At 67.9% G+C, this 25,808-nt stretch carries 24 protein-coding genes; 12 read left to right on the top strand and 12 right to left on the bottom strand.

The window, feature by feature from the left end:
* Positions 1 to 166: 166 nt before the first annotated feature.
* Entirely contained in the window at positions 167 to 565 is a 399-nt protein-coding gene (gene gcvH / locus ACFXN1_RS29930) for a glycine cleavage system protein GcvH (RefSeq protein WP_379402045.1), read from the bottom strand.
* Positions 566 to 627: 62 nt separating this feature from the next.
* A complete protein-coding gene (locus ACFXN1_RS29925; protein ID WP_379402046.1) occupies positions 628 to 1,245 on the bottom strand; it encodes a CDP-alcohol phosphatidyltransferase family protein in 618 nt (205 codons plus the stop codon).
* Between the two features lie 217 nt (positions 1,246 to 1,462).
* Here ACFXN1_RS29925 and ACFXN1_RS29920 point away from each other — a divergent pair, with 217 nt between their 5' ends.
* Both ACFXN1_RS29920 and ACFXN1_RS29915 read left to right on the top strand, forming a co-directional pair.
* Complete coding sequence (locus ACFXN1_RS29920) at positions 1,463 to 3,157, top strand: GMC oxidoreductase (protein WP_379445109.1); 1,695 nt, start codon at positions 1,463 to 1,465, stop codon at positions 3,155 to 3,157.
* A gap of 83 nt (positions 3,158 to 3,240) precedes the next feature.
* Positions 3,241 to 4,125: a nuclease-related domain-containing protein gene (locus ACFXN1_RS29915; protein WP_379445108.1), complete on the top strand. Its 885-nt coding sequence runs from the start codon at positions 3,241 to 3,243 to the stop codon at positions 4,123 to 4,125.
* Here ACFXN1_RS29915 and ACFXN1_RS29910 read toward each other — a convergent pair.
* The 3 genes from ACFXN1_RS29910 to ACFXN1_RS29900 are packed head-to-tail and all read right to left on the bottom strand — an operon-like array spanning position 4,100 to position 6,235.
* Positions 4,100 to 4,768, bottom strand: a complete 669-nt coding sequence (locus tag ACFXN1_RS29910; RefSeq protein ID WP_379445106.1) for a phosphatase PAP2 family protein — start codon at positions 4,766 to 4,768, stop codon at positions 4,100 to 4,102. The two genes, ACFXN1_RS29915 and ACFXN1_RS29910, sit on opposite strands and share 26 nt — an antisense overlap.
* A gap of 31 nt (positions 4,769 to 4,799) precedes the next feature.
* The gene (locus ACFXN1_RS29905) at positions 4,800 to 5,432 is read right to left on the bottom strand and encodes a cytochrome b (RefSeq protein ID WP_379445104.1); all 633 of its coding nucleotides are present in this window, start codon (positions 5,430 to 5,432) and stop codon (positions 4,800 to 4,802) included.
* Positions 5,429 to 6,235 carry a catalase family peroxidase gene (locus tag ACFXN1_RS29900; protein ID WP_379445102.1) on the bottom strand — a complete coding sequence of 269 codons (807 nt, stop codon included), beginning with the start codon at positions 6,233 to 6,235 and terminating at the stop codon, positions 5,429 to 5,431. Before ACFXN1_RS29900 ends, ACFXN1_RS29905 begins: the two co-directional genes overlap by 4 nt.
* Before the next feature lie 61 nt (positions 6,236 to 6,296).
* On the opposite strand from ACFXN1_RS29900, the gene ACFXN1_RS29895 reads away from it, so the two are divergent.
* The gene (locus tag ACFXN1_RS29895) at positions 6,297 to 6,476 is read left to right on the top strand and encodes a hypothetical protein (RefSeq protein ID WP_379445101.1); all 180 of its coding nucleotides are present in this window, start codon (positions 6,297 to 6,299) and stop codon (positions 6,474 to 6,476) included.
* Between the two features lie 305 nt (positions 6,477 to 6,781).
* Here the strand turns inward: ACFXN1_RS29895 and ACFXN1_RS29890 are convergent, their stop codons facing one another.
* Positions 6,782 to 8,689: an acyl-CoA dehydrogenase gene (locus ACFXN1_RS29890; protein ID WP_379445099.1), complete on the bottom strand. Its 1,908-nt coding sequence runs from the start codon at positions 8,687 to 8,689 to the stop codon at positions 6,782 to 6,784.
* Positions 8,690 to 8,821: 132 nt separating this feature from the next.
* Here ACFXN1_RS29890 and ACFXN1_RS29885 point away from each other — a divergent pair, with 132 nt between their 5' ends.
* From ACFXN1_RS29885 to ACFXN1_RS29875, 3 genes are all read left to right on the top strand, one after another.
* On the top strand, positions 8,822 to 10,213 hold the full coding sequence (locus tag ACFXN1_RS29885) for a threonine/serine exporter ThrE family protein (RefSeq protein WP_379445111.1): 1,392 nt from the start codon (positions 8,822 to 8,824) through the stop codon (positions 10,211 to 10,213).
* Positions 10,214 to 10,353: 140 nt separating this feature from the next.
* A complete protein-coding gene (locus ACFXN1_RS29880) occupies positions 10,354 to 12,585 on the top strand; it encodes an MMPL family transporter (RefSeq protein WP_379463721.1) in 2,232 nt (743 codons plus the stop codon).
* Between the two features lie 22 nt (positions 12,586 to 12,607).
* Positions 12,608 to 13,078 (top strand): GNAT family N-acetyltransferase, encoded by a 471-nt coding sequence (locus ACFXN1_RS29875; protein WP_379445096.1) that lies wholly within the window; start codon positions 12,608 to 12,610, stop codon positions 13,076 to 13,078.
* On the opposite strand, the gene ACFXN1_RS29870 is transcribed toward ACFXN1_RS29875, so the two are convergent.
* From ACFXN1_RS29870 to ACFXN1_RS29860, 3 genes are all read right to left on the bottom strand, one after another.
* The gene (locus tag ACFXN1_RS29870; protein ID WP_379402056.1) at positions 13,079 to 13,807 is read right to left on the bottom strand and encodes a TetR/AcrR family transcriptional regulator; all 729 of its coding nucleotides are present in this window, start codon (positions 13,805 to 13,807) and stop codon (positions 13,079 to 13,081) included.
* A 71-nt stretch (positions 13,808 to 13,878) separates the two neighbouring features.
* On the bottom strand, positions 13,879 to 15,105 hold the full coding sequence (locus ACFXN1_RS29865; RefSeq protein ID WP_354850552.1) for a cytochrome P450: 1,227 nt from the start codon (positions 15,103 to 15,105) through the stop codon (positions 13,879 to 13,881).
* Positions 15,106 to 15,266: 161 nt separating this feature from the next.
* Complete coding sequence (locus ACFXN1_RS29860; RefSeq protein ID WP_379463720.1) at positions 15,267 to 16,658, bottom strand: sugar transferase; 1,392 nt, start codon at positions 16,656 to 16,658, stop codon at positions 15,267 to 15,269.
* Between the two features lie 637 nt (positions 16,659 to 17,295).
* On the opposite strand from ACFXN1_RS29860, the gene ACFXN1_RS29855 reads away from it, so the two are divergent.
* Genes ACFXN1_RS29855 through ACFXN1_RS29840 form a run of 4 tightly spaced genes read left to right on the top strand, consistent with a single transcriptional unit; the run spans position 17,296 to position 21,018 of the window.
* Positions 17,296 to 18,561 carry a methyltransferase domain-containing protein gene (locus tag ACFXN1_RS29855; RefSeq protein WP_379445053.1) on the top strand — a complete coding sequence of 422 codons (1,266 nt, stop codon included), beginning with the start codon at positions 17,296 to 17,298 and terminating at the stop codon, positions 18,559 to 18,561.
* Complete coding sequence (locus ACFXN1_RS29850) at positions 18,558 to 19,340, top strand: sugar phosphate nucleotidyltransferase (RefSeq protein WP_379402059.1); 783 nt, start codon at positions 18,558 to 18,560, stop codon at positions 19,338 to 19,340. The genes ACFXN1_RS29855 and ACFXN1_RS29850 overlap by 4 nt, the downstream gene beginning before the upstream one ends.
* Positions 19,337 to 19,987 (top strand): PIG-L deacetylase family protein, encoded by a 651-nt coding sequence (locus ACFXN1_RS29845; RefSeq protein WP_379445051.1) that lies wholly within the window; start codon positions 19,337 to 19,339, stop codon positions 19,985 to 19,987. Before ACFXN1_RS29850 ends, ACFXN1_RS29845 begins: the two co-directional genes overlap by 4 nt.
* Positions 19,988 to 19,989: 2 nt before the next feature.
* Positions 19,990 to 21,018, top strand: coding sequence for an NAD-dependent epimerase/dehydratase family protein (locus tag ACFXN1_RS29840; RefSeq protein ID WP_379445050.1), 1,029 nt, complete (start codon positions 19,990 to 19,992; stop codon positions 21,016 to 21,018).
* Here the strand turns inward: ACFXN1_RS29840 and rfbC are convergent.
* The gene (rfbC, locus tag ACFXN1_RS29835; protein ID WP_379445049.1) at positions 21,002 to 21,571 is read right to left on the bottom strand and encodes a dTDP-4-dehydrorhamnose 3,5-epimerase; all 570 of its coding nucleotides are present in this window, start codon (positions 21,569 to 21,571) and stop codon (positions 21,002 to 21,004) included. The genes ACFXN1_RS29840 and rfbC overlap by 17 nt on opposite strands.
* A 14-nt stretch (positions 21,572 to 21,585) precedes the next feature.
* Here rfbC and ACFXN1_RS29830 point away from each other — a divergent pair, with 14 nt between their 5' ends.
* A complete protein-coding gene (locus ACFXN1_RS29830) occupies positions 21,586 to 22,704 on the top strand; it encodes a transferase (RefSeq protein ID WP_379445048.1) in 1,119 nt (372 codons plus the stop codon).
* Between the two features lie 239 nt (positions 22,705 to 22,943).
* On the top strand, positions 22,944 to 23,567 hold the full coding sequence (locus ACFXN1_RS29825) for an MspA family porin (protein WP_379402064.1): 624 nt from the start codon (positions 22,944 to 22,946) through the stop codon (positions 23,565 to 23,567).
* Positions 23,568 to 23,573: 6 nt separating this feature from the next.
* Here ACFXN1_RS29825 and ACFXN1_RS29820 read toward each other — a convergent pair whose 3' ends face one another.
* Positions 23,574 to 24,413: a glycosyltransferase family 2 protein gene (locus tag ACFXN1_RS29820; RefSeq protein ID WP_379445046.1), complete on the bottom strand. Its 840-nt coding sequence runs from the start codon at positions 24,411 to 24,413 to the stop codon at positions 23,574 to 23,576.
* Positions 24,410 to 25,804, bottom strand: coding sequence for a polysaccharide pyruvyl transferase family protein (locus ACFXN1_RS29815; protein ID WP_379445045.1), 1,395 nt, complete (start codon positions 25,802 to 25,804; stop codon positions 24,410 to 24,412). Before ACFXN1_RS29815 ends, ACFXN1_RS29820 begins: the two co-directional genes overlap by 4 nt.
* Positions 25,805 to 25,808: the final 4 nt, after the last annotated feature.

Raw genomic sequence — 25,808 nt, 5'->3', positions numbered from 1 at the left:
CCGAATAATCCATGCAAGCAGTTGATGCCCTCAGCGATGCGGCACTCCGGCCGCTCCCCGCTTCGGGTAGGTCCGGATAATCCGGACACCGGCTGCGCGCACTTCTGTTGGCATTGACCGTACCCTGCCAGGGCGTACCCGTGCAGGTAGAACTGTGAAGGCTCCTTCAGCCTCCGATAACTCCTTGATAACCTGCGGCATCGAGGAGCTTTCCGAGCGCCGCTTCGAGCGCCTCGGCGGACTCCGCCTCGACCTCGAAGAGCCACCCGTCGCCGTAGGCGTCGGAGTTGACCGTCTCGGGTTCGGCATCCAGAAGATCGTTCACCGCAACGACTTTCCCGGCCAGCGGGGCGTAGATGTCGGACACGCTCTTGGTGGATTCGATCTCGGCGATGCCGTCACCGCTGGCCACGTCGGAGTCCACCGCCGGCAGCTGCACGAACACGACGTCACCCAGCTGCGACTGCGCGTAATCGGTGATACCCACCCGCACCCGGGTCGGACCCACTTTGCTCACCCACTCGTGCTCTTCGGAGTAGCGCAAATCCTCGGGTACTGCGGTCACTGGCAGTGTCCTTTCAACGGGCGTTCCTCTCGGGATCGTCGTCGATCCGTCCGCCGCACACCCTATCGGGAGTGATCATGGTGTGGCACGGGCGGTATCGCTCGGGCCACGGCGACGGCTTTGCGGAGATACAGCATTCCGGTCCAGACGTAGACCGCCGTGCCCCAGATCAAGAATGCCCCACCGAACGCGCGGCCGAAACCTGCCGCCGCCCAGTCCATCTGCCCCGCCAGCAGCCAGGGCAGCGCGGACATCAGCGCGAAGGTGGCGGCCTTGCCCAGGTAGATGACCTCGGGCGGGGGGAGGTTGCGGCGCCGGTAGATGCCGAGGGTGAGGGTCAGGATCGCGTCGCGGCCGACCAGGATCAGCACCACCCACCAGGGCAGGATGCCGCGAATCAGGAAGCCGCCCAGGGTCGCCAGCAGGTAGAGGCGATCCACCAGCGGGTCGAGGATGGCGCCCAGTTTGGACGACTGATCCAGCAGGCGGGCCAGCTTGCCGTCCAGGAAGTCGGTGATGCCGCTGACGACCAGCAGCGCGAAGGCCCAGCCGTCGGCTTTCTCGGCGAGCAGCAGCCACAGGAAAACCGGGACGCCGATCAACCGGATCACGCTGAGCACGTTGGGCACGGTGAGGATGCGGTCGCTGTAGACCGGTTCGGCGTTCCGCTCGGTTGTCACAACCCGGTCATACCCCAATCGCTGCGCCATCTCCATCCGGGCACGCCGCCGCGCCGCCGCCGGAGCCAACCGATATGTTCGCTGTCATACTCACCCCGTGAGAGAATGACATCAGTATTTTCTCATCGTATTGGAGGGGTGCGAATTCGCAGGGCGTGCTGCGGTTCGGGCCCGAGTGGTGAAGGCTGATCGGTACAGCCCAGGGAGAGGAAAGACCATGCCCGACTTCGACTATGACGTCGTCGTTATCGGCTCCGGGTTCGGGGGGAGTGTGAGCGCGCTGCGCCTGAGCGAGAAGGGCTACCGGGTCGCCGTGCTGGAAGCCGGCCGCCGCTGGAACGCCGAGGACATTCCCAAGACGAACTGGAATGTGCGCAAGTCGATCTGGGCCCCGCGGCTGGGGCTGACCGGCACCCAGCGCATCAGCATTCTGGGCAAGTGCGCGGTGTTCTCGGCGGCGGGCGTGGGCGGCGGGTCGCTGATCTACGGCAACACCCTCTACGAGCCGCTGCCGGCCTTCTACACCGACCGGCAGTGGGCCCACATCACCGACTGGCGCTCGGAGCTCGCGCCGTACTACGACCAGGCGCAGCGCATGCTGGGCGTGGCCCCGAATCCGCGCATGACCCCGGCCGACGACGTGATCCGTTCGGTGGCACAGGATCTGGGCGTGGCCGACACCTTCCACGCCACCAATGTGGGTGTGTTCTTCAACGAGGCCGCGCCCGGCGAGGAGGTGGACGACCCGTACTTCGGCGGGGCGGGGCCGAGGCGCGCCGGCTGCATCCACTGCGCGCGCTGCTTCACCGGCTGCCCGCACAACGCCAAGAACACCACGCCGAAGAACTACCTGTACCTGGCCGAGCAGGCCGGCGCGCACGTGTTCGAGCTGACCACGGCCAGCAAGGTGCGGCCCATGACCGGCGGCGGCTACGCCATCGAGACGCAGCGCTCGGATCGCTGGATCCGCAAGGGGCGCAAGGTGTTCACCGCCGAGCAGGTGGTGTTCGCGGCGGCCGCGCTGGGCACCCAGAAGCTGCTGCACAAGATGCGGGACGAGGGTGTGCTGCCGAACCTGTCGCCGCGGCTGGGCGAGCTGACCCGGTCCAACTCCGAGGCCATCCTGAACGTGGTGAGCAAGGCCCGCGACGACTTCGCGGAGGGCATCGCCATCACCTCCTCGATCCATCCCGAGCCCGACACCCATGTCGAGGTGTGCCACTACGGCAAGGGCCAGAACGGCCTGTTCCCGCTGTCGGTGCCGCTGGTGGACGGCGGCGCGTTCCGGTTCCTGCGCTTCCTGCTGGCCATGGTGCTGCACCCGGTGGTGTTCGCGCGCAGTCTCAATGCCCGGCGGGCGTCGGAGAAGTCGGTCATCCTGCTGGTCATGCAGTCGCTGGACAACTCGCTGACCTCGTTCCGGCGCTGGGGGCAGCTGAAGACCAAACAGGGCATGGGCAAGCCGAATCCGACCTGGATCCCGCTCGCGCACGACGTCGGCCGCCGCTTCGGGGCGAAGGTCGACGGCGACGTGCAGATGCTGGCCATGGACGTGTTCAACATCCCGGCCACCGCCCACTACATCGGCGGCTGCGTCATCGGGGAGGGCCCGGAAAGCGGTGTGGTGGACCCGTATCAGCGCGTGTACGGCCATCCGGGCCTGCATATCGCCGACGGCTCGGCGGTGACGGCGAACCTGGGCGTGAACCCGTCGCTGACCATCACCGCCCAGGCCGAGCGCGCAATGGCGTTCTGGCCCAACCGAAACGAGGCCGATCCGCGGCCCGAGCTGGGCGCCGCGTATCGTCGGATCCGCCCTGTCGCGCCCAAGCACGCGGTGGTGCCTGACTTCGCGCCCGGCGCGTTGCGACTGCCCCTGTTCCCGAACGATCACGAGCTCTCCGCGTACTGAGCGCGGCGGCGTGGCCGGCGGTAGTTTGGGGTGTTGTGCCCGTACCATTCCCGGTATCGATTCGACGAGGAAGGTGAGAGCCGATGCTCGTCCGAGTGCAGAACGCCGCCGGCAGCCACGCCGAGAAGGTGCTCATCGATTGGCTGCGGACCTGGAAGGGCAGCACCGATCCCAAGGGCGTCGCCACCGTCAATTGCAGTCTGTTCCACGGCGATAAGCTGCATCCGTTCGACGCGGTGGTGTGGACGCCGACCAGCTGTGTGGTGATCGAGGCCGAGGCGCTGTCGGAGCGCATGGACGGCGAGCTCGAGATTCCGGTCAACGGCCCCTGGCGGGTCGGCGACCGGATCATCACCTTCGAGGGCGGCGACAAGCGCAGTCCGCTGGACAAGTCCCGCGATCACACCTTCGCGCTGCAGAACTGGCTGGCCGAGCGGGGACTCGGGCAGCGCGTCATCCACGGCATCGTGCTGGTGGTGCCGGCGCCCGGCTCGAATCTGCGGGTCACCCAGCTGTGGAACGATCCCAGCTTCCAGGTGCTGCTGGGCGACGAGCGGCGGCTGCGCGATCACTTCACCAGCCTGCTCTCGCGCGGGCGGCCGCAGTGGTCGGCCAATGACGTGGCCTGGGCGTTCCGCGGTCTGGGCATCCTGCCGTATCTGCCCGCGCCGCAGGATCTGCTGAACGAGGGCTTCCTGGGCCCGGTGGATCCGACGCTGTGGCACGGCGGTCCGCAGCAGGCCCAGGCCGAGGCCTTCGCCGAGGAGCAGGCGCGGCTGGAGCGCGAGCACTCGTCACGCGGTCTGAACATCCCCGAGCCGTGGTTCAGCCCGCGCAAGCTCTACCCGCGCCGCAGCGACCGGATCGAGGTGACCCGCGGGCTCATGCGGGTGATGCTGACGCTCGGTTTCGTGGTGGCCGCGCTGTGGGTGGTGTGGTTCATCATCGCGGTTGCGGCGTCGTATTAGACGGCGCCGCAACCGGTGTAGCCGTGAAGTAGCGGAACGGCAGGTAGAGGACGGTCACGAGCGCGACCGCGGCCGCCGTTCCGCCCAGGACGTCGGTCGGATGGTGGTATCCGAAGCCGACCATGCCGATCATGACGGCCGGCAGCACCACCACCATGACGATCACCGTGCCGGTCCGCACGCGGGCGGATTCGGCCACCAGCGCGAAGGCGGTGACGACCGCGACCAGCTGGACGGTGTGCCCGCTGGGGTAGGCGAGATAGTGGTCGAGCCTGCGGTCCCAGAACGGTTTGAGCGCAAAGGTATTGACGGCCACCACCAGCTCGGGGGCCACCAGCGCGAATCCGGCCTGCCACCATTGGCGGCGGTAGGCGAACCACGCCGCGGAGGCGCACAGCAGCGGCAGGACGACGTAACTGTTACTGGGGAACACCAGGACTCGGTATACCCACGTGTACGCGTCCAGCCCCGAGTGGATATCGCGCTCCAGCACCAGATCCGCGCTCGCCGACCCGCCGCCCGCCGGAAACGACAGCGGCACAAGCACAGTGACGATGACCCCCGCCAGCACGACGGCGGGCAGGGCGGCACGGTGTATCCGGTGATCCGGCGGGGTGGGGGCGGGCGCGGTCGATCGAGTCACGGCTGCACGATACCGACGGCCCGCCCGCGCCTCAGGACCGGCGCTCGAGCAGCATGCGCCGCAGCAGCCCGTCACGCAGCCCGATCGCATGCCACAGCACCGCGGACAGGTGGGCGGTGAACAGGGCCAGCAGCAGATAGGCCAGCCAGGAGTGCAGGGTGCGCAACTGTGCGTAGAGGTGCGCGTTCTCCGGCGCGATCGCGGGCAGGTGGATGCCGCCCCCGATCCGCACCGGAATCCCGGAGGCCGACACCAGCGCCCAGCCGACGACGGGCTGGAGCAGGAACAGCGCGTACAACGACAGCTCCGACGCCATCGCGATCCGGCGCTCGGCCGGTGACAGCGCCGCCGGGGCGGGCGCCCGCCGCAGCAGCCGGTTGACCAGCCGCGCCATGCCGAGCACCAGGATGGCGATGCCGACCGTCCGATGGACGCTCAGCAAGACGCCGTAATCCCCGACCGATCCGACCAGGGCGGCTCCAAGGAACAGCATGGCTACGATGAGCACGGCCATCAGCCAGTGCAGCGCCCGCGTGGTCAGGTCGAAATGGCCCGCTCGCGCGGTGGGTTCGGCGGGCGCCGGGTCGTCGGCCTCCGGCACGTCCGGTGTCGCCGGATCCGGTTCCTCGACCGTGGTCCCGGCCGGTTCCATCGCCCCGCTCATGCCAGACCCTCCACCTGCAGCGGCTGCCGGGTCGCGGTCTCGCCCGCCCGGCGTCGATACGACTCGGCGTAGGCGGCCGAGCGTGCTTGCAGCACACGGTCGTCCGAGGCCACGATGCCGTTCGGCAGTACCAGCGGATCGAAGTTGACGTCCCGCACATTGGCCGCGGACTCGCTCGCGACCCCGGTCAAAACCAGTGTGCCGGTGTCGATGCCGCGCCGCTCCGCCGGCCAGGGGATGGTCGGGTCGTGAGTCGGATCGGTGCCGCGATTGCCCACCACCGCGATCAGTTTCCAACGCAGCGATTCCCGGCGGAGGTCCCGGACCAGCCCGGTGAAGAGCTGATCGTCACCGGATGCACCGGTGGCGCCGGTGGTTTCGGGTTCGAGCCGCCAGCGGACCGGAGTCCGGGTGCCGTGCGCGTCGACGCATTCGAAGGCGTTGAGGCCGTGGAAGGTCGAGGTGGCGAAGCTCGCCGTCGGCGGGTTCCCCTTGATAACCTCCAGTGCGGCAGCGGTTTTCGGATGCGTGGCCAGGTAGGCGCGTACTCGCTCCGGATCGGGTTTCCCGGTGGCAGGGTCGGGCGCGTAGGCCGCGGTCCGGTCGTGGAAGTCCTGGGCGGAGGGGTCGGTGAAGACGGGGATATTGAGCAGCGCCAGCCGCCATTCCGCTCCGGCGGGCAGGGTGACCCGCAGTCCGAGTCCCCGGCGCGCGTCGAGAACGTCGGGCGCGAACGGCTTGCCGCCCGCCAGCGAGAACCGCCCGTGCACCGGGTAGCTGCCGGGCCGGAACACCGCGGCCATCGACAGCTCCGTTCCGGCCCCGTTGCTCTCGCAAGCGTCCCGCCACCGCGACGCCCTTGGCATGGTTGCGCCGATAGCCCGGGACGAAACCGTTGGCGGCCTGCAGGCCGTCGACGATGCGCCGGGCGGTCAGCCGCGCCGGTCCGATGGCATTCTCCGCGAACAGGAATCCGCCGACGCCGGCGGTTCCCGCAGCGGCGATCACCGCCGCGGCCAGCAGCGTGCGCCGATTCAGGGGTAGCGGACCGTTCTCCTCGCCCATTCGTATCTCCTCGTGTCGATCATCGAAACGGGAGAGACGATGCCGTGCGAGCGGGTGCGGACACCAAGCGACACGGCGGGTATCGGCATGACTTCACGGTTCCGTAAGAACTCGCGCGCCGTGGACGGTGGCGACAATCAGCCCGACCGTGCCGTCGCGGCTGCGGAGGACCCGGCTCGGCATGGGTTCGGTCCAGGGCGAGACGGCCTTGGTGACGCCGGTCGTGTGTGCAATCTCTCAACGATGTACGGAGGCAACAGGATTCAGCTGCGATGGCGACCGGGTCAGCCGAGCATGGCGGCGCGCAGCATGCCCTCCGGGACGCCGAGTCCCTCGATCAGGGTGAGCGCCTGCGGCCGCAGCCGATCGACGAGTTCGTTGACGCCGCGGCGCACCGCCTTGGCCCGCTCCACGGACATGAACCGGTGCATGATGTACCAGGCCTGGTTCTGCTCGATGGTCCAGTAGACGTACAGGTCGCAGACGGAATCGGCGAGGGCGCGCGCGTCCGGGTCCTCGATCTCCGCGATGCCGTCGATGAAGGCCTCCAGCACCAACCGCTCGATGTGCGCGGTGCCGGCGGCGAGGATGTGGTCCTGGGCATTGTTGAACGCCTCGAAGGGCCCGGTCTCCTTGGCGCGGGCCTGGAGCCGGTGCGCGGCGGTGCGGACCATGTAGTCCTCGCGATCGGCGAACAGCTGCAACTGGACCGACCGCCGGGACAGGTCGGCCTCGTCGACGGATTCGTCGCCGCGGTCGCGCAACCGCTGGATCATCTGCCGCACACCGGATCGCTCGCGTACCACGTCGCGCGCCATGGTGGCCGCGAAGCGCACCCAGCCGAGGGCGTCGAGGTCGCGCACCTCATCGGCATAGGCGGTCAGCAAGTCCTTGGCTACCAGCTGGGTCAGGACCACGTTGTCACCTTCGAAGGTCGTGAACACATCGGTGTCGGCCTTGAGGGTGACCAGGCGGTTCTCGGTGAGATAGCCTGCGCCGCCGCAGGCTTCGCGGCATTCCTGGATCGCCTGAGTGGCGTGGCGGGTCTGGGCGACCTTGAGTCCGGCGGCGCGGTTCTCCAGGGCGCGCTGGGCGCGCGGGTCGGTGGTCTGGCCGGTCTGCACCAGGTGCATGCGGTGCACGAGATCGTTCTGCGCGAAAGCCAGTGCGTAGGAACGCGCTACGAGCGGCAGCAGACGGCGCTGATGGCTGCGGTAGTCCAGCAGCACCGTCTCCTCGCCGGTGTCGGGGTCGGCGAACTGGCGGCGCTGCTCGGCGTAGCGGACGGCGATGCTGAGCGCGACCCGCGTGGCCGCCGAGGCCGCGCCGCCGACACTGATCCGGCCGCGCACGAGAGTGCCGAGGGTGGTGAAGAAGCGGCGGCTGGGGTTCTCGATCTCGGAGCTGTAGGTGCCGTCCGGTGCGACGTCGGCGTAGCGGTTGAGCAGGTTCTCCCGCGGAATCCGCACCTGGTCGAACAGGATTCGGCCATTGTCGACGCCCGGCAGGCCGCCCTTGAGACCACAGTCGGAGGTGGTCACCCCGGGCAGGTCGCTGCCCGCCTCGTCACGGATGGGCACCAGGAAGCAGTGCACGCCCTTGCTCTCGCCGCCGGTGATCAGCTGCGCGAAAACCGCTGCCATGCGGGCGTGTTCGGCCGCGCCGCCGATGTAGTCCTTGCGGGCCGAGGGGGTCGGGCTGTGGACCACGAACTCCCGGGTCGCCGGATCGTAGGTGGCGGTGGTCTCCAGGTTGGCGACATCACTACCGTGCCCGGTCTCGGTCATGGCGAAGCAGCCGAGCAGGCGCAGCGGAATCAGTTCGTCGATGTACTCGCGGTGGCGCCCGGTGCCCAGGTTTTCGACCGCACCGCCGAAAAGACCCCACTGCACACCGCTTTTCACCCACAGCGACAGGTCGGTGTAGGCCAGCATCTCCAACGCGGTGACCACCCCGCCCGGGTCACCCGGGCTGCCGTCCGGGTGCCGGAAGCCACCCTCGACCCAGCCGAAGGAGGCGACCAGCTGCATCTGGTCCAGCACGCGCGCCCGCGCCGCCTTGATGTCGAGGGCGGGGTCGCCGTAGAGGCGATCGTCGTCGAGGATGCCCCGCGCTCGTTCGCGCACGTCACGCCAGGGGCCGTCGAGTGCCGCGCGTAGCTCTTCCGAAATCGAAACGCCGCTCGTCGCCATACTCGAAAACACTACTGCCATCGAACTGCTCAACCTGGTGATCTCCCGCACCCGTGTACGTTTCTGTATGTGAGCACCGATGTGGCTATCGAGGCGGAGGCGCCTTCCGGGCTGCGCGCCCGGTGGCGTCGGATGCTGACCGGCGCGGTGGACCGCTTGGTCGCGGACCGCCGCGCGACCGTCGACGCGGTGGTCGAGGCGCCCGCTCCGGTCCAGCCGATCGATGTCACCGACGACGCGACGGTCACCGAGGTGATGGATCTGGCCGAGCGGGTGGGCGAGGTGGTGCTGGCGTCCGGGACCGCGGTCATGGACACCACGACGCAGATCGAATTCATCGCCTCCACCTACGGGCTGTCCAAGTGCGATATCGACGTCACCTACAACTCGATTCGTATCTCCGCCGACCGGGGACCGCGGCTGCCGCCGTACAGCACCATGCGCGTCGTGCATTACCGGTCGCTCGACTTCACCCGCCTCGCGGCGGCCGATCGGCTGACCCGCCGCATCCGCCGGGAACTGGTGCCGCCGCAGGAGGCGCTGGCGGCGCTGGACGAGATCACTTCCGCGCCGCACCCGTACCCGCGGTGGCTCGCCACGGTCGGCTGGGCGGTCATGGCCGCGGCAGTTGCGCTGCTGCTCAATGGCGGCCTGCTCATCGCCCTGCTGAGCTTCGCCGCCACCACCATGATCGATCGCACCAACCGGATCCTGAATCGGCGCGGTCTGCCGTTCTTCTTCCAGCACATGGTCGGCGGCATCATCGCCGCTGTGCCCGCGGTCCTGGTCTCCACCTTCGCCGAGAGCCTGCATCTGGACCCCGCGCTCATCATCGCCGCCGGAATCACGGTGCTGCTGGCCGGTTTACAGCTGGTCGGCGCGGTCGAGGACGCCATTACCGGCGCGCCGATCACCGCGGCGGCGCGCATGCTGGAAGTGATCATGATGACCGGCGGCATCATCGCCGGCATCGCGTTCACGCTGCGGGTGGCGGAGGTGTTCGAGGCGACGGTTCCGATCGCCGACATGACCTCGACCCGCGATCTGACCAATCTGCCCCTGAAGCTGTTCGCGGGCGCGCTCACCTCGGCGGCCTTCGCGCTCGCCTGTTATGCGGAGCGGCGCGCCGTCGCGGCGGCAGCGGTCAGCGGTGCGGCGGCCACGATCGTCTATCTGCTGGTCCAGCACTTCGGATTCGGCCCGATCGTGTCGTCGGGTGTGGCGGCCACGGTGGTGGGTCTGGCCGGTGGTCTGGTGGCGCGCCGCGCCCTGACTCCCCCGTTGGTGGTGGCGGTCGCGGGCATCACTCCCCTGCTTCCCGGTCTGCGCGTCTATCGCGGCCTCTATGCACTGCTCAATGACGAATTGATCGTCGGGCTCAACCAATTGTTCGGTGCGTTCGCCATCGGTCTGGCCCTGGCGGCCGGTGTGACCCTGGGCGAGTGGATGGCCCGCGATCTGCGCCGGCCCCGGATCGTGAAGCGCATGGGCTCGCTGCGCCGGCCACGGCTCAGCTCCGGGTGATCACAACCCGGCGATCCGGCACGGCCTTTTCACCAGGATCCATACTTGTTTTCTATCGCTAAATCACGTTCCGGAATTCACTTATTGTATTCTGATACAACGATTTTCACTCCTCGTGATCTTGACTGCTACCGTGCAGTATGACCACGAGAAGCCCGCGTGACCGCGATGTCTTCGCGCTATGGGGAAAACTCGTAGCCAACCACCGTTTTCTCGTTCTGGGCATCGTGGCGGCCGCCCTGCTCGGTCTCGGCGGCTACGCCTGGGGCTTCGAGAGCCGGCTCAGCGCGGGCGGTCTGGACGATCCGAACTCGGAGTCCGCACAGGCGGCGGTGCTGGCCGCCAATGCGTTCGGGCCGAACCACGCCGCCGATGTGATCGTGCTCTATCAGGCACCCGATGGGAAAACCGTCGACGATCCGGATGTGAGCCAGTCGATCGTGGACAGCCTCAACGGGCTCACCCAGCGCTTCCCGAACGACATCGCCGGCGTGTACGCCACGTATTGGCCCGAGGTCTCCGCCATCCGTGGTTCCTCCGCGGCCTTCGCCACCAAGGACCGGACCCGCGCGGTCGCCTCCATCGCGCTGAAGGACAATGCCGCCACGACCGTCAAGGACGCGTTCTCGATTCCGGGTATCAAGGTGTACGTCGGTGGCCTGCAGCCGGTCTCGACCGCCCTGACCGACACCATTTCGGCCGATACCCATCGCATGGAATTGCTCGCCATTCCGGCGGTGGCGGTGCTGTTGTTCTTCATCTTCGGCGGTGTGGTCGCCGCGGCGCTGCCGCTCCTGATGGGCGTGCTGACGATTCTGGGTGCGAACGGCATCGTCCGGGCGATCACCAATGTGACCGAGGTGAATTCCTTCGTGGCGCCGGTCGTTTCGATGATCGGCCTGGGCCTGGCCATCGACTACGCATTGTTCATCGTGAGCCGGTTCCGTGAGGAGGTGGCCGCCGGCTACGACACACCCGCCGCAGTGCGGCGCGCGGTGATGACCGCGGGCCGCACGGTGTTGTTCTCGGCCACCATGATCGTCGCCAGCCTGGGCGGCATGCTGTTGTTCCCGCAGGGTTTCCTCAAGTCCATCGCGTACGGCGCGATCGCCACCGTCACCCTGGCGGCGCTGACGGCCGTCACGATTCTGCCCGCCATGCTGGCGATTCTCGGGCCGTGGGTGAATGCCCTGGGCATCAAGCGATTCCGCCGTACCGATTCGGCGCGAGAGGTGGAGGAGGGCTTCTGGGGCCGGTCGACCAGCTGGGTGATGCGGCATCCCCGCGAGATCACCGCGGTCCTGATCCTCGGATTGCTGGTGCTGATCGTGCCGGTCCGCAATATCGCCTTCGGCGGCTTCAGTGAGAAGTATCTGCCGCCGGACAATACGACTCGTGTCGCCCAGCAGCAGATCGACACCTATTTCCCGCTCCGCAAGCCCGACCCGATCGAGTTGCTCATCACCGCCAGTGACAGCACCGAGGTCGGCCCCTTCATCGAACAGGCGAGCCGCGCTCCCGGGCTGGTCACCACCGGGCCCTCGACCGGTTTCGAGATTCCGACCCGCTCCCAGACGCAGCCGAATGTCTATCGCACCCAGGCCTATCTGATCGATTCCACCAAGTACGACAAGACCATCGACTACCTGCGGGCACTGCCGGTCCCCGACGATATGACCGTGCTGGTCGGCGGCGTGCCGACGGTTCAGCACGACGCCATCGCCGCGCTGCTGAAACGGCTGCCCCTGATGATCCTGCTGGTGCTGGCCATGACCACGCTGCTGATGTTCCTCACCTTCGGATCCCTGGTCCTCCCGCTGAAGGCCGCCTTCATGAGCGCGCTCGGCCTGGGATCCACGCTCGGCATCCTGACCTGGATCTTCACCGAGGGCCACGGCGCGACCCTGCTGAACTTCACGCCCCAGCCGATTCAGGCGAACATCCTGTTCCTGATCATCGCCATCATCTACGGCCTCTCCACCGACTACGAGGTTTTCCTGGTGTCCCGCATGGTCGAAGCCCGCGCGCGCGGCGCGACCACCGAGGAGGCGATCCGCTCCGGCACCGCCCAGACCGGCCGCATCATCACCGCCGCCGCCCTGATCCTGCTGGTGGTCACCGGCGCCTTCGCCTTCTCCGACCTGGTCCTCATGCAGTACATCGCCTACGGCATGATCGCCGCCCTGGTCATCGACGCCACCGTCCTGCGCATGCTCCTGGTCCCCGCTGCCATGAAGCTCCTGGGCGACCGCGTCTGGTGGGCGCCGGCCTGGATGAAGCGCATCCAGCAACGCATCGGCCTGAGCGAACCCGTCCTGCGCGACGAGCCCGCCCACCTACGCCGCACCGAATTGGCCGACGCCCGAAGCTGATTCATCCCAGGACCCGATACCGATGATCGAAATCCAGGCCCTCCGACCCGACGATTGGGCGCTGTGGCGCGAGCTCCGGCTGCGGGCCCTCACCGAATCGGCGGCAGCCTTCGGTTCGACCCTCGCGGAGTGGAGTGGACCCGGCGACACCGAACAGCGCTGGCGCGCCCGGCTGACCGATGTCCCCCTCAACGTCATCGTGCGCTTGGACGGCACGCCCGTGGGGATGGCCGGCGCCTACATCCGGGACGACGAAGCGGCAGAACTGATCTCGCTGTGGGTCGCCGAGTCGGCCCGCGGTCGCGGCGTGGGTGATGCGGCCGTGCGCGCGGTTGTGGACTGGGCGGGCGGGCGCGATGTCGTGCTCTCGGTCAAGTCCGGCAACGACAGTGCGATCGCGCTGTATCTCCGCCACGGATTCGTCGACGCCGGACCATCACCCGATGACGACTGCGAACGCTTCATGCGCCGCGTCCAGCAGAAAGTGGGCTGATCAGTCGGCGACGAGGCCGATGCCGCGGCCGATGTCGGCGAGGGTGGAGTCGAAGAGGACGTCGGGGTGGGAGATCTGGATCGGGTAGTTGCCGAAGACCTCGAGGGTGACGTGGCCGTAGAGGCGGGCCCAGAACTGGATCATGACGTAACTGACGCCGAGGTCCAGTTTTTCGGCGGGGAAGTTCTGGCCGGAATCGGCGAGGACGCTGAGGAGTTCGGTTTGGAACTTGATGAGGTCGTCGCGGAGTTCCGGGGGGATGAGTTCCAGCGGTGGGGTCACGACGGCGTAGTCGGTGAGGAGGCGGCCGGCGGCGCCGAGGAAGATGCGGCCGACGGGTTCGCCGAATTGCTGCATGGCGCTGGTGATTCCGGCGGTCACCGGGGAGGCGAAGACCAGGGTGAATTCGCGGGAGTGGGTGAGGGCCCAGCGTCGGAAGCCACGGCAGATGGCGAAGAAGCGGACGCCCGCGTCGTCGGGGAGGCCCTCGATGGCGGCCTCCAGATCCTTTGCCAGATCGGCACATACGTCCGTACGGACGGCGGCGACGAGATCGTCGCGGGATTCGTAGTACCGGTAGAGCGCGGGAGCGGTGATGCCCAGCTCCCGCGCGATGGCCCGCAGCGTGATCGCATCGGGCCCTTGGTCGACCAGCAGTGACCGCGCGACGCGCCGGATGTCGGCGTCGCTGACCGCTGGCATCCGGCCGCGTCGGCGAGGTTCACTCATGCTGACTCCATAGGTCGAAAGAACGGGGCCCCTACCGGGTTACGCACACTACCTCCTCGGGGCCCGGACGCTCATTCGTACGCGACTTCCCAGCTCTTGATGCCGTTGAGCCAGCCCGAGCGCAGGCGCACCGGCTCGGAGATCTGGTGCAGGTTCGGCATCACGTCGGCGATCGCGTTGAAGATCAGATCCAGCTGCAGGCGAGCCAGATTCGCGCCCACGCAGTAGTGGGTGCCGGTGCCGCCGAAGCCGACGTGCGGGTTGGGGTTGCGCAGCACGTTGAACTTGTACGGGTCTTCGAAGTAGTTCTCGTCGAAGTTGGCCGCGCTGTAGAACATGCCGACGCGCTGGCCCTTCTGGATCAGCTGGCCGCTGAGCTCGACGTCCTCGATGGCGGTGCGCTGGAAGGCGATGACCGGGGTGGCCCAGCGGACGATCTCGTCCGGAGCGGTGCGCGGACGCTGCTCCTTGTAGAGCTCCCACTGGTCCGGATTGTCCACGAACGCTTTCATACCGTGCGTGGTGGCGTTGCGGGTGGTCTCGTTGCCGGCGACCGACAGCAGGATCACGAACCAGGCGAACTCGTCCGACGCCAGCGACTCGCCGTCGATGTCGGCCTGCAGCAGGGTGGAGGCGATGTCGTCCATCGGGCAGGCGCGGCGCTGCTCGGCCAGGTTCCAGGAGTAGCCCATGACCTCGGCGGTGGCGACCTTGTGGTCACCGTTGAACTCGGGGTCGTCGTAGCCGATCATCTGGTTGGACCAGTCGAAGATCTTGCCGCGGTCTTCCTGCGGGATGCCGATGAGCTCGGCGATGGCCTGCAGCGGCAGCTCGCACGCGACCTGCTCGACGAAGTTGCCGGAGCCGTTCTTCTTGGCCTCGTGCACGATTCGCTCGGCGCGCTCGCGCAGCGCGTTGCGCAGCGACTCGATGGCGCGCGGGGTGAAGCCCTTGGAGATGATCCGGCGCAGCTTGGTGTGGCGCGGCGGGTCCATGTTCAGCAGCAGGTAGCGCTGCACCTCGATCTCTTCGCGGGCGATGTCGCCGTAGAAGCGGATGACCGCGGTGTTCTCCTCGTTGGAGAAGGTCTCCGGGCTCTTGGAGATCTCCTTGATGTCATCCATCTGGGAGATGGCCCAGTAGCCGCCATCGTCGAAGCCGGTGAGGCCATTGGCCTGCGGCACCCAGAAGGGCTTGGCCTGCTTGCGGAGTGCGGCGAACTCTTCGACCGGCAGACGCTGCGCGAGCAGGTCAGGGTCGGTGAAGTCGAAACCGGTGGGGATGGACGGCGCGGACACGGAACCTCCTTTGGAACACGTTCGCCACCGAGTGAACCACACCACAGCAGGGTTTGTGAACACCTTTTACTAAAACCCGTTCACTAGATTCCGCCGCCCTCGGAAACCAGACGCGCCCGCCGCGAGGAACGCAGCGGGCGCGACGGTTTCGGAATCGACGGTCAGTATGCGCCCTCGCCCCTGGTCACCGCGCCGATGGTCTTGGCGATCAGGAGCAGATCCAGGACCATGGACCAGTTCTCCACGTAGGACAGATCGAGGCGCATGGCGTCCTCGGGGGTGAGATCCGAGCGGCCGCTGACCTGCCAGAGACCGGTGACGCCGGGTTTCACCAGCAGGCGGCGGCGCATGACGCCGTCGTAGGAGTCGACCTCGCGCTGGACCTGCGGACGCGGGCCGACGATGCTCATCTCGCCGCGCAGCACGTTGAAGAACTGCGGGAGCTCGTCGAGTGAGTATTTGCGGATGACCTTGCCGACCGCGGTCACCCGCGGATCGTCGCGAACCTTGAAGAACAGCGGGTTGCCGCCGTTGCTCTCGATGAGCGCGTTGATGTGCGCCTCGGCGTCGGCGTACATGCTGCGGAACTTGATCATCCGGAAGGGCCGCCCGTCCCGGCCGATCCGCTCGGAGAGATAGAAGACCGGACCGCGACTGGTGATCTTCACCGCGAGCGCGATGAAGGCCAGTGCCGGAGCGATGGCCAGCACGGCGGCGCAGGCGAAGCAGAAGTCGAAGACGCCCTTGCGAATCGACTTCGCGCGGTCGTACTGCGGCTTCTCCACGTGCAGCATGGGCATGGAGGCGACCACCCGGTGGGTGAGCCGGGTGCCGGCGATGTCCACCAGGCCCGGTGTCACGATCAGTTCGGCGCCCAATTCGTCCAGCTCCCAGGCCATCCGGCGGAAGTCGGCCGGGCCGAGGTTGTCGGTGGCGGTGACCGCGACGGTGTCGGCACCCGTCCGCCGGACCGCCTCGATCACGGCGTGATCGCTTGCGACAACCGGGATCTCCCGTCCGCCCACCTCCAGCGCGGCGTCCGCGAGCGCCCCCTCGTCCCGGGTGCACACCCCGATCACCTGGTATCCGGAGTCACGGTCGCGGGAGAAGGCCGCGAGCATGGCCCGCGCCGCCTCCGGGCTGCCGACCACCAGCATGGCGGTGCGGTAGTGGCCGCGCGCGCGGCGCCCGGCCACCCAGCGCCGCCAGATCCGCCGCTCCACCATGAGCCCGATCATGCCGAGCGGCAGGGCGATGGCGAGATAGCCGCGAGCGATGTCGACCCGAAGTAGCAGCGACACAATGGCTATCCCACCGAACAGCTTCAGCGAAGCGGCCACCACCCGCCGGTATTCCTCTGTGCCACTACCGATTACGCGCGGTGACCGGGTGCCGCTGAGAGTCAGCGTGATCGACCACGCCAGTGCCAGCACGGCCGACACCATGGTGTAGCGAACTTCCAGCGGTAACTGGGAGGCCAGCGGCGGCTCGGCCCCCGCGCCGCCGAAGCGAATCCATTGGGCAAATCCGATGGATAGTACTAAAACGATCAAGTCACTAATAAACAGCCGACGCGCGTAATCCGCTTGCCAGCGTTCGCGATCCGAGCGCGGCTCGGGACGTGGAGGCCGAGGCGCGCGCACGGCGCGACCGGCAGAAATTTCGTAACTCATGAAACGAACGCACCTCCCCCACGGGAGAACTCGGTTCCGATCCCCGCTGATCAGTTCCACGACCGGCCGACGCCAGCTTCCCAAGGGCTTTCAGGACCATGACAACCGATGTGGCCGCCGAGTCTTTCGGTGGCCAGATGCCGAATGTTACACAACCACGGTAGCGCGCAGGATGTAACCCATAGGGCCCCAACGTTTCCGAAAAGTAACGGGATTCGTGACGACCGGTTTCCCGCACCTCTCCCCCTATTTCCCCTATTCGCAAAATCGCAGGTTGCACTACGCAAGATCCACCGTGTGAGCTGGTCGAAACCCTTGCACTGCAAGGCTCGAGCGTTTGCCGACCGGACGCCTGGTTCTGCGGGTCGCAGAAATCCAGCTGCTTTGGCACCATCGGCCACTCGCCGGGCGCCCGAACACCACGCAATCCTGTTGTAACGTAAGGCCGGACCGAGCCGACCACAGGTCATCCGGCGCTGCGCGGGCAGCCCGAACTCGGTGAAAGGTGGGGAACTTCGTGCAATGCCGTCTTTGCCATTCCGATCGACTGCGCAGCGTTCTTGATCTGGGCGCGACACCGCCGTGTGAAAAATTCCTCACCGTCGACGAACTGGACCTGTGTGAGCCGACATATCCGCTGCACCTGAGGCTGTGTGAAAACTGCCTGCTACTGCAGATTCCGGCGCTCATCACTCCGGAGGAAACATTCACGGAATATGCCTACTATTCGTCATTTTCGGACAGCTGGGTTCGGCATGCTCGGCTATTCGTCGATCAGGCAATCACGCAGCTAAATCTGACTGATAATAGTTTCATAATTGAGGTGGCGAGTAACGACGGTTATCTCCTGCAGCACGCCGTGGCCGCCGGCATCCCGTGCCTGGGAATCGAGCCGTCGGTGAATGTCGGTGCGGCAGCACGCGACAGGGGCGTACCCACCGAGACCGCCTTCCTCGACGAGGAGCTGGCCGCCCGGGTGCGGGCCGAACGCGGACCGGCAAACCTGGTGGTGGCCAACAATGTCTACGCTCACATCCCCGACCTGCTGGGTTTCACCAGGTCACTGCGTGCGCTCATGGCCGACGACGGCTGGCTGTCCATCGAGGTGCACCACGCGCTCAACCTGGTGGCGCTGGCCCAGTTCGACACCATCTATCACGAGCACTTCCAGTACTACACGCTGCTGTCGGCCCAGCGGGCCCTGGCCACCGCCGGCCTGGCCGTGGTCGACTGCGAACTGATTGGCACACATGGCGGTTCGCTGCGTGTGTGGGCCCGTCCAGAGGGCGTCGGCGCCCCTACCGCCCGGGTTGCCGAGGTATTGCGGCTGGAGGCCGATGCCGGTCTGCACGAGGTCGCCGGCTACCTCGAACTGCGACCCGACACCGAGCGGGTGCGCCAGGATCTCCTGCGATTCCTGCTCGACGCCAAGGCATCCGGCAAGCGCGTGGTGGGCTACGGCGCTCCCGGCAAGGGCAACACCCTGCTCAACTACTGCGGCATCCGGACCGACCTGCTCGAGTACACCGTCGACCGCAACCCCTACAAACACGGACGGTTCACACCCGGCACCCGCATCCCGATACACGAACCGGAGCGGATCGACGCCGACCGCCCCGATGTGGTGCTGGTGCTGCCCTGGAACCTGGAGCGGGAGATCACCGCGCAGCTGCGCCACGTCACCGACTGGGGTGGCGCGATCGTCTACCCGCTCCCCCACCTTCATCATGCGACGCTCGACGACGCCGCCGCATCCACTCATGCAGAAAGGCAAGCGAAGTGAAGGTCGTACTGTTCTGCGGCGGTTACGGCATGCGGATGCGCAACGGCACCGAGGACATGATCCCCAAGCCGATGCAGATGGTGGGCCCACGCCCGCTGATCTGGCATGTCATGCGCTACTACGCGCACTTCGGGCACAAGGACTTCGTACTGTGCCTGGGCTACGGCGCCGCCCACATCAAGAACTTCTTCCTCACCTACCAGGAGTCGGTGTCCAACGACTTCGTCATCCGCGGCGGCAAAGTGGAACTGCTGCAGTCCGATATCAGCGACTGGACCATCACCTTCGTCGACACCGGGGTGGAGTCGCCCATCGGTGAGCGGCTGCGCCGGGTGCGCGATCACCTCGCGGGCGAGCGGTACTTCCTGGCCAACTACGCCGACGTGCTCACCGACGCCCCACTGGACGAGATGATCACCCAGTTCCAGCATTCCGGGGCCGCGGCCTCCATGATGATCGTCCCGCCACAGTCCTCCTTCCACTGTGTGGACGTGAACTCGGCCGGGGAGGTCAAGAACATCACCCCGGTCTCGCAGCTGCCGATCTGGGAGAACGGCGGCTATTTCGTGCTGACGCAGGAGATCTTCGAGCATCTGCCGCCCGGCGGGGATCTGGTGGAGGACGCCTGCGGCGCACTTGCCGCGCAGGGCCGGATGTTCGGCTATCAGCATCACGGGTTCTGGAAGCCCGCCGACACCTTCAAGGAGCGCGCCGAGCTGGACACCGGCTATCTGCAGGGCGACCGCCCGTGGATGGTGTGGGAGCAGCGCAGCGCATGATCCGACTCGATACCGGCGCGATCACCGAGATCGCGCTGCTGGCGGCGCATTGCGACGATCTCGCCATCGGGCTGGGCGGGACGCTGCTGACGCTGGCCGAGGCCGTGCCGGGCCTGCGGGTGCGGGCGCTGGTGCTCACCGGCGCCGGCACCGAGCGCGCCGAGGAGGAGCGCGCCGCGCTCGAATCCTTCTGTCCCAGCGCAGATCTGGAGCTGCGAATCCTGGACGTGCCGGACGGCTACGCACCCGCGCACTGGGCGCGGGTCAAGGACGCGGTGGGCGCGCTGCGCCGCGACAGCGCGGCCCAGGTGGTGTTCGCGCCGCAGCGCGGGGACGCCCATCAGGACCACCGGCTGCTGGCCGAGCTGGCGCCCACCGAGTTCCGCGACCACCTGATCCTGGGTTACGAGATCCTCAAGTGGGAGAACGACACCCCGCAGCCGGCGGTGTTCCATCCGCTGCCCGCGGGCTGTGCGGAGCGCAAAGCCACGCTGTTGGTGAAACACTATCCCTCACAGCGCAATCGGGACTGGTTCGATGAGCAGTCCTTCCTGGCCCTGTCCCGGCTGCGCGGGGTGCAGTGCCGCGCCCAGCACGCCGAGGCGTTTCTGCTCGAGAAGGCCACCATCACTTTCGGAGGTGCATAGTCATGCGCGTGCTCGTCACCGGGCATCAGGGGTATCTGGGTACCGTCATGGTGCCGTTGCTACAGCAGGCCGGCCATGAGGTGACAGGGCTGGACAGCGGCCTTTTCGCGGACTGCGTGCTGGGCGAGGCACCGCCCGCGCCGCCCGCCCTCGCGGTGGATCTGCGCGATGTGAACGCCGATCAGCTCGCCGGTTTCGACGCCGTGGTGCATCTGGCGGCACTGTCGAACGATCCGCTGGGCGCGCTGGCGCCCCGGATCACCTACGACATCAACCATCACGCGTCGGTCCGGCTGGCGCGACTGGCCAAGGACGCCGGGGTGCGCCGATTCCTCTACGCGTCCACGTGTTCGGTGTACGGGGCGGCCGGGGACGGCCTGGTGACCGAGGACGCGCCGCTGCGCCCGCTCACCCCCTACGCCGAGTCCAAGGTCCGGGTCGAGGACGATGTGGCCGCCATCGCCGACTCCGGCTTCTCCCCCGTATTCCTGCGCAATGCCACGGCATTCGGGTTCTCGCCGCGGCTGCGCGCCGATATCGTGCTCAACAATCTGGTCGGGTACGCGGTGCTGACCGGTGAGGTGAAGGTGCTCTCGGACGGCACGCCGTGGCGGCCGCTGGTGCACGCGCAGGACATCGCGCGCGCCTTCGCCGCCTGCCTGGCGGCGCCCGACGAGGCCGTGCACTGCCGCGCCTACAACGTCGGCACCGAGGCCAATAATCTGACGGTCGCGCAGATCGCGCAGGCGGTGGTCGACGTGGTCCCGGAATCCACGCTGGTCATCACCGGCGAGAGCGGCGCCGACCCGCGCTCGTACCGGGTCGACTTCGGTTATGCCCGCAAGGAACTGGGCTTCGAAGCGGAGTGGAGCATTCCGGACGGCGCGGCCGAGCTGTACCGGGAGTACCGCGCGCGCGAGCTCACCGCCGGGGCCTTCTTCCAGCGTTTCACCCGCCTGGCGTGGCTGAAGTCGCTGAAGGAGACCGGGGTGCTGGACGACGAGCTGCGCCGGATCAGGACCGAGGTGTGAGATGAAGGGCGGCGAGCAGCTCGCGCCACGAGCCCGCGCCCGCATCCCGCTCCGACACCACGGTCACCGGCTGCGGCCAGGTGATGGCCAGGTCCGGATCGTCATAGGCGACGCCCAGGTCCTCGGCCGGGTCGTGCGGGCGGTCGATGCGGTAGCAGACATCGGCCACTTCGGTGACCGCCTGGAAGCCGTGCAGGAAGCCGGGCGGGACGTAGAGGTGCCGGAAGTCGGTGTCGTCCAGCAGGAATGCCTGCCGGCGGCCGAAGGTCGGCGAATCCGGGCGGATGTCGACGAGCACGTCGTGCACCGCGCCGTGCGCGCAGCGCACCAGCTTGGCCTCGCCGCGCCCGGAGCGGCCGTGCATACCGCGCACGACACCCCGGTGCGAGCGCGACTGCGAATCCTGCACGAACGTCGCCGACACCCCGGGTGTGCCCAGGTGGGCGTCGAATTCCTCGGCGTCGAAGGTTCTGGTGAACAGGCCGCGATCGTCGCGGAACGGCTGCGGGATCAGGATCAGGACGTCGGCGAGGTCGGTCGATTCGATACGCACCAGGTCATCGTGCCATGAGCGGCGAACCCCGGTACGGGTGTCGCGGCTGCGGGCTCGGACCGCTGGCCCGGGTGCTGGACCTCGGGAAAATGCCTGCGGCAGACGACTTTCCGAGTCTCGCATCGGCGGTCCTGCATCGCGCAGGAAGTAGCCTGGCGGCCGAGGCGGCGCATCCGCTGGCCATGGATCTGTGCGCCGTGTGCGGGCTGGCGCAACTGGCCGAGGACGACACCGTCACCGCCGAACCGCGCGGCGTGGAGCCGCAGGCGCTGCGGGATCAGGCGGCGGACGCGGTGGCCCGGGTGGCCGCGGCGGGCCGGCTGCCCGGCGGCGGGACGGTGCGGGAGTTCGGCAGCCCGCACGGCGGCAGCTGGCTGCCGCTGCTGACCGAGCGTGGGTACCGGGTCACCGATCGCCCCGCCGATGTGGTGATCGACTGCTTCGGCATCATGCACGAGCCCGATCAGCGGGTCGCCTTCGCGCAGCGCGCGGCGGCCACCGCGCCGGGCGGGGTGCTGCTGCTGCAGTTCCACTCCTTGCACGCCATCGTGCGCCAGGGACAGTGGAATGCGTTGCGGCACGGGCATTTCGCCTACTACACGATGGCTTCGCTACAGGGCCTGCTGCGCCCGGCCGGGCTGGTGGCGGTGACCGGGTGGGAGTTCCCGCTCTACGGCGGCACGGTGCTGGTGGCGGCGGTGCACGCGCCCGCCGTCCCCGACCCCGCCATTGCGCGGATCCTCGCCGCGGAGGCGACGGTGGCGGACCCGGTGGTGGTGCGCGGGCTCCAGCGCGCCGCCGACCAGCAGGCGCGGTCCCTGCGCGCCTGGCTGGAGGCCGAAACTGCCTCCGGAAGAACCATTTATGCGTACGGGGCGGCCTCGCGCGCGGTCGCGCTGCTGCATCTGGCGGGCGCGCATCGCGGCCTGCTGGCCGGGGTGGCCGATGCCTCCCCGGGCAAGCAGGGCCGCCGCATGCCCGGTACCGACATCCCGATCCTGTCTCCGGCGGAACTCGTTGCGGCGCAGCCGGATCGGGTTCTCCTGACGGTGCCCGATCTGTTGCCGGAGGTCTCGTCCCGGTGGCCCGAACTCCAGGGGAAGTGGGTGACCGACGTGACCGAATCACTATGAAAGCCAGCAAATATCGCCCGGCACGCGCATGAACCGCCGGGCACGTACCACGTCGGCCTGTGATATCGATCATCGGATTGCGGCCACACGCAGGGTAATCGAGTGGGTTAGTCTCAGCGTGGGGGTCGATCATCGACCGAGGGGACGGGGGACGTCGTCTCACGCCCCGTAGCACTGGGGAATCATCAATCACGCGTAGGCAATACGCAGCAATACCTGATGAGGGAATGGGATTCATCATGCGCAACAACACGACTGCGCTCTCTCGCACCGCGGCCGTCGCGGTAGCGGGCACCATCGGCCTGGTCCTGAGCGGCGGCGCCTCGTCGGCCGCCGTCGACGCCGCCAATTCGATCGTCGACCAGCAGGGTCGGACGGTCCAGGCCATCTCCGCCGATACCAAGATCGATTTCGTGCCGCCGCTGGACGGCAACCCGCTCACCCGGGAGTGGTTCCACAGCGGCAAGGCCTGCTTCAAGGTCGACCGCCCGGCCGGCGACCCGTGGACCGGCCACATCACCCTCGGCTACCAGGTCGGCTATCCGGCCACGCTGTCGGGCAAGCTGGAATTCCAGTACCAGACTCCCGGCCTCGAGCTGGAGATCGGCAATGACCCCAAAGCCGATGTCTTCAACCTGATTCCGACGCTGGGCGTGACCCTCGACGTCGGCTTCGGCCCGGGCATCCAGTCGGTGGACGCGGCCGGCGGCGATGTGTCCGGCACCGAGGGCTGCATCACCATGTCCGGCTTCCACGGCACCGTGTCCGGGGTGCTGGGCACCACCACCATCCGGCCGTTCGTGCGGCTGGTGAGCAGCAGCGGCGACACCGTTGTCGCCTACGGGCCGCTGTCGAGCATCTAGCGGCGGTCAGTGCAGCAAATCCGGGCGGCGCAGTGCGGTCGCGACCGTCCGGACCCGCACCCGTTCGGCGGCGGCGCGCGCCAGCCGCCAGTCGCCGCCGAGGACCGCGCCGCGGCCGACGTACTGCGGGTACTCCGCGCCCAGGCGGTGATGGAAGCGGAGCATCTCGGTCAGCTTGCTGACCGTCGAGGTCTGGCTGCACAGGTTGAAACTCGAATTGCGCCAGGCGGCCAGGATTTCCGGCATGCCGTAGAAGTCGCCGAAGGCGCACACGCGGGCGAACAGATCCACGTCCATCGGGAAGACCAGATCGCCGCGGAAGCCGCCCACCCGGTCGAAGTCCTGACGGCGGAAGATCGCCGCCGCGGTGGGGCCGAAGTCGGCGGGGCCGCGGTGCACGATGGTGCGCATGAGGGCGCGGGCGTTGCGGCGGCCCAACAGGTTCGGCAGGCCCAGATCGGTCTCTTCGACCGCGCCGTGCTCGTCGATGACCTGGAATTTGGACGAGCAGATGGCGATGCCGTTGTCGCCCATGATCTCCAACTGCTTGTCGAGAGAGCCGGGCAGCAGGATGTCGTCGGCGCAGACGACCTTCACGAAGCGGGCCGAGGTCAGCGAGACGGCCTTGTTCCAGTTCTCGCCGATGGGCAGGGTGTCCTCGTTGCGGTGCACGTGCACCCGCGGGTCGTCGAAGGATTTCGCGATGGCGCCGGTGTCGTCGGAACTGGCATTGTCCAGGACGAGCACCTCGATATCGGTGTTCTGGTCCAGAATCGAGCGCAGCGTCGTCTCCAGGGTGCGGCCGGAATTGTAGGCCGGGACGCACACCGAAAGGTTCTTCATCATTCCCCCTGAACTGGTTCGGCTGGTTCGCCGGGTGCGCCCTCACCTCCTGCCACGAGCCCGTACACCCGATCCAGACCCGCGCGGCCGGCGTCGATCTGTTCAACTGCCCTCTGCTGCAGCGTATCCCGCAGTTCCGGCGCGAATTCCCACAACTGGCGAATCGCACGTGACAGTTCGGCGTCGAGGTTGTCCACGTCCAGGTGCACGATGCGCAGACCGGCCCCGGCCGCGCCCGCGCCGAACATGTCGGCCAACCCATAGAATTTGTCGTCGTAGTACTGCGACGCCGTTACAGCCACGGCCGGAATGCCCTGGGAGAGCGCGAAAACCGCGAGGTGGTAGGCGCTGGTCACCAGCACCCGGCAGCGAGAGACCTGACGCGCCACATCCTGCGCGGTGCCCGCGCGCCCGATGACGGGCCGGGTGCTCGCCGCGCCCGTGAGCAGCGGCAGCGTGTGGCGGCGGTCCTCGTCGTCGTATTCGGAGATGATGAGCGGGGCCAGCGCGGTGTTCAGCTCGGCGGCCTCGCGGCGCACCACCACGCCGAGGGTGTCGCGGGCCGAGTCGCTCACCTTGGAATAGTCCGAAATGCGCAGGCACAGACCGAGGTCGGTGCCGATGCCGGGCCGCCGCAGACGGTAGGCGAACTCCACCGCGTCGTCGCCGGTGACCACGATCTTCTCGGCGGCGACGCCGAGTTCGGCCAGCAGCTTGGGGCCGCGCCGGCCCTCGCGCAGGGCGATGAGGTCGGCGCCCGGCAGCACCTCGGCCGCGCGGCGCAGTAGGTGCGCATCGCGCATGGGGCCCAGGCCCTGGCCGATCATGACGTTCGGAATGCCTTGGCGCTGCGCGGCTTCCAGCAGGTTGAGGGTGCGATGGGCCTGGTAGAGGTCGACATCGGTCATGTAGCCGCCGCCCTGGGCGATGACCAGGTCGGCGTCGGCGAGGGCGGCGGGCACCGGCGGCAGGTCGGGCATGGCGGCGGGTTCGGGTTCCCGGTCGCCCGTGGTGAGAACGTGGACCTCCTTGCGCGCCCAGTTCTTGGCGCCGCGCAGATAGTGCTTGGGCACCTCGGTGGCGGAGCGCCAGCGCATGGCGGCGGGGCCGAGCAGGTGGACCCCGGCGGCCTCCTCCAGCCGGCCCGCGATACCGCCCCGGCCCCAGTGCCCGCCGGTGTGGGCCGGCACGGGCTCGGCCTGCGGCAGCACGCCACGCAGAATGTGGGGTTCGTCTGTGAGCATGCCGATGCGGGCGTGCGGCCAGCGTTCCCGTAGGCGTTCGACGGTCATCACCATCATGGCGATGTCGCCGCGATTGCGTAACCAGTACTCGCCATTGTCGACGAGCACCCTTATTTTCCCGGCACCATCCCCCGCGCCAGAGTTCCCCACGCTC

Source organism: Nocardia sp. NPDC059154 (genome assembly GCF_042755705.1).
In the GTDB taxonomy this organism is placed as follows: domain Bacteria; phylum Actinomycetota; class Actinomycetes; order Mycobacteriales; family Mycobacteriaceae; genus Nocardia.
This window is presented reverse-complemented; position numbering and strand designations above follow the sequence as displayed.

Bases quoted from the DNA above. Each gene is read 5' to 3' on its own strand.
- ACFXN1_RS29920 (WP_379445109.1), top strand. From the start codon at position 1,463: ATGCCCGACTTCGACTATGACGTCGTCGTTATCGGCTCCGGGTTCGGG.
- ACFXN1_RS29915 (WP_379445108.1), top strand. From the start codon at position 3,241: ATGCTCGTCCGAGTGCAGAACGCCGCCGGCAGCCACGCCGAGAAGGTG.
- ACFXN1_RS29905 (WP_379445104.1), bottom strand. From the start codon at position 5,432: ATGAGCGGGGCGATGGAACCGGCCGGGACCACGGTCGAGGAACCGGAT.
- ACFXN1_RS29900 (WP_379445102.1), bottom strand. From the start codon at position 6,235: ATGGCCGCGGTGTTCCGGCCCGGCAGCTACCCGGTGCACGGGCGGTTC.
- ACFXN1_RS29895 (WP_379445101.1), top strand. From the start codon at position 6,297: ATGGTTGCGCCGATAGCCCGGGACGAAACCGTTGGCGGCCTGCAGGCC.
- ACFXN1_RS29890 (WP_379445099.1), bottom strand. From the start codon at position 8,689: ATGGCGACGAGCGGCGTTTCGATTTCGGAAGAGCTACGCGCGGCACTC.
- ACFXN1_RS29885 (WP_379445111.1), top strand. From the start codon at position 8,822: ATGCTGACCGGCGCGGTGGACCGCTTGGTCGCGGACCGCCGCGCGACC.
- ACFXN1_RS29880 (WP_379463721.1), top strand. From the start codon at position 10,354: ATGACCACGAGAAGCCCGCGTGACCGCGATGTCTTCGCGCTATGGGGA.
- ACFXN1_RS29875 (WP_379445096.1), top strand. From the start codon at position 12,608: ATGATCGAAATCCAGGCCCTCCGACCCGACGATTGGGCGCTGTGGCGC.
- ACFXN1_RS29870 (WP_379402056.1), bottom strand. From the start codon at position 13,807: ATGAGTGAACCTCGCCGACGCGGCCGGATGCCAGCGGTCAGCGACGCC.
- ACFXN1_RS29845 (WP_379445051.1), top strand. From the start codon at position 19,337: ATGATCCGACTCGATACCGGCGCGATCACCGAGATCGCGCTGCTGGCG.
- ACFXN1_RS29840 (WP_379445050.1), top strand. From the start codon at position 19,990: ATGCGCGTGCTCGTCACCGGGCATCAGGGGTATCTGGGTACCGTCATG.
- ACFXN1_RS29830 (WP_379445048.1), top strand. From the start codon at position 21,586: ATGAGCGGCGAACCCCGGTACGGGTGTCGCGGCTGCGGGCTCGGACCG.
- ACFXN1_RS29825 (WP_379402064.1), top strand. From the start codon at position 22,944: ATGCGCAACAACACGACTGCGCTCTCTCGCACCGCGGCCGTCGCGGTA.
- ACFXN1_RS29820 (WP_379445046.1), bottom strand. From the start codon at position 24,413: ATGATGAAGAACCTTTCGGTGTGCGTCCCGGCCTACAATTCCGGCCGC.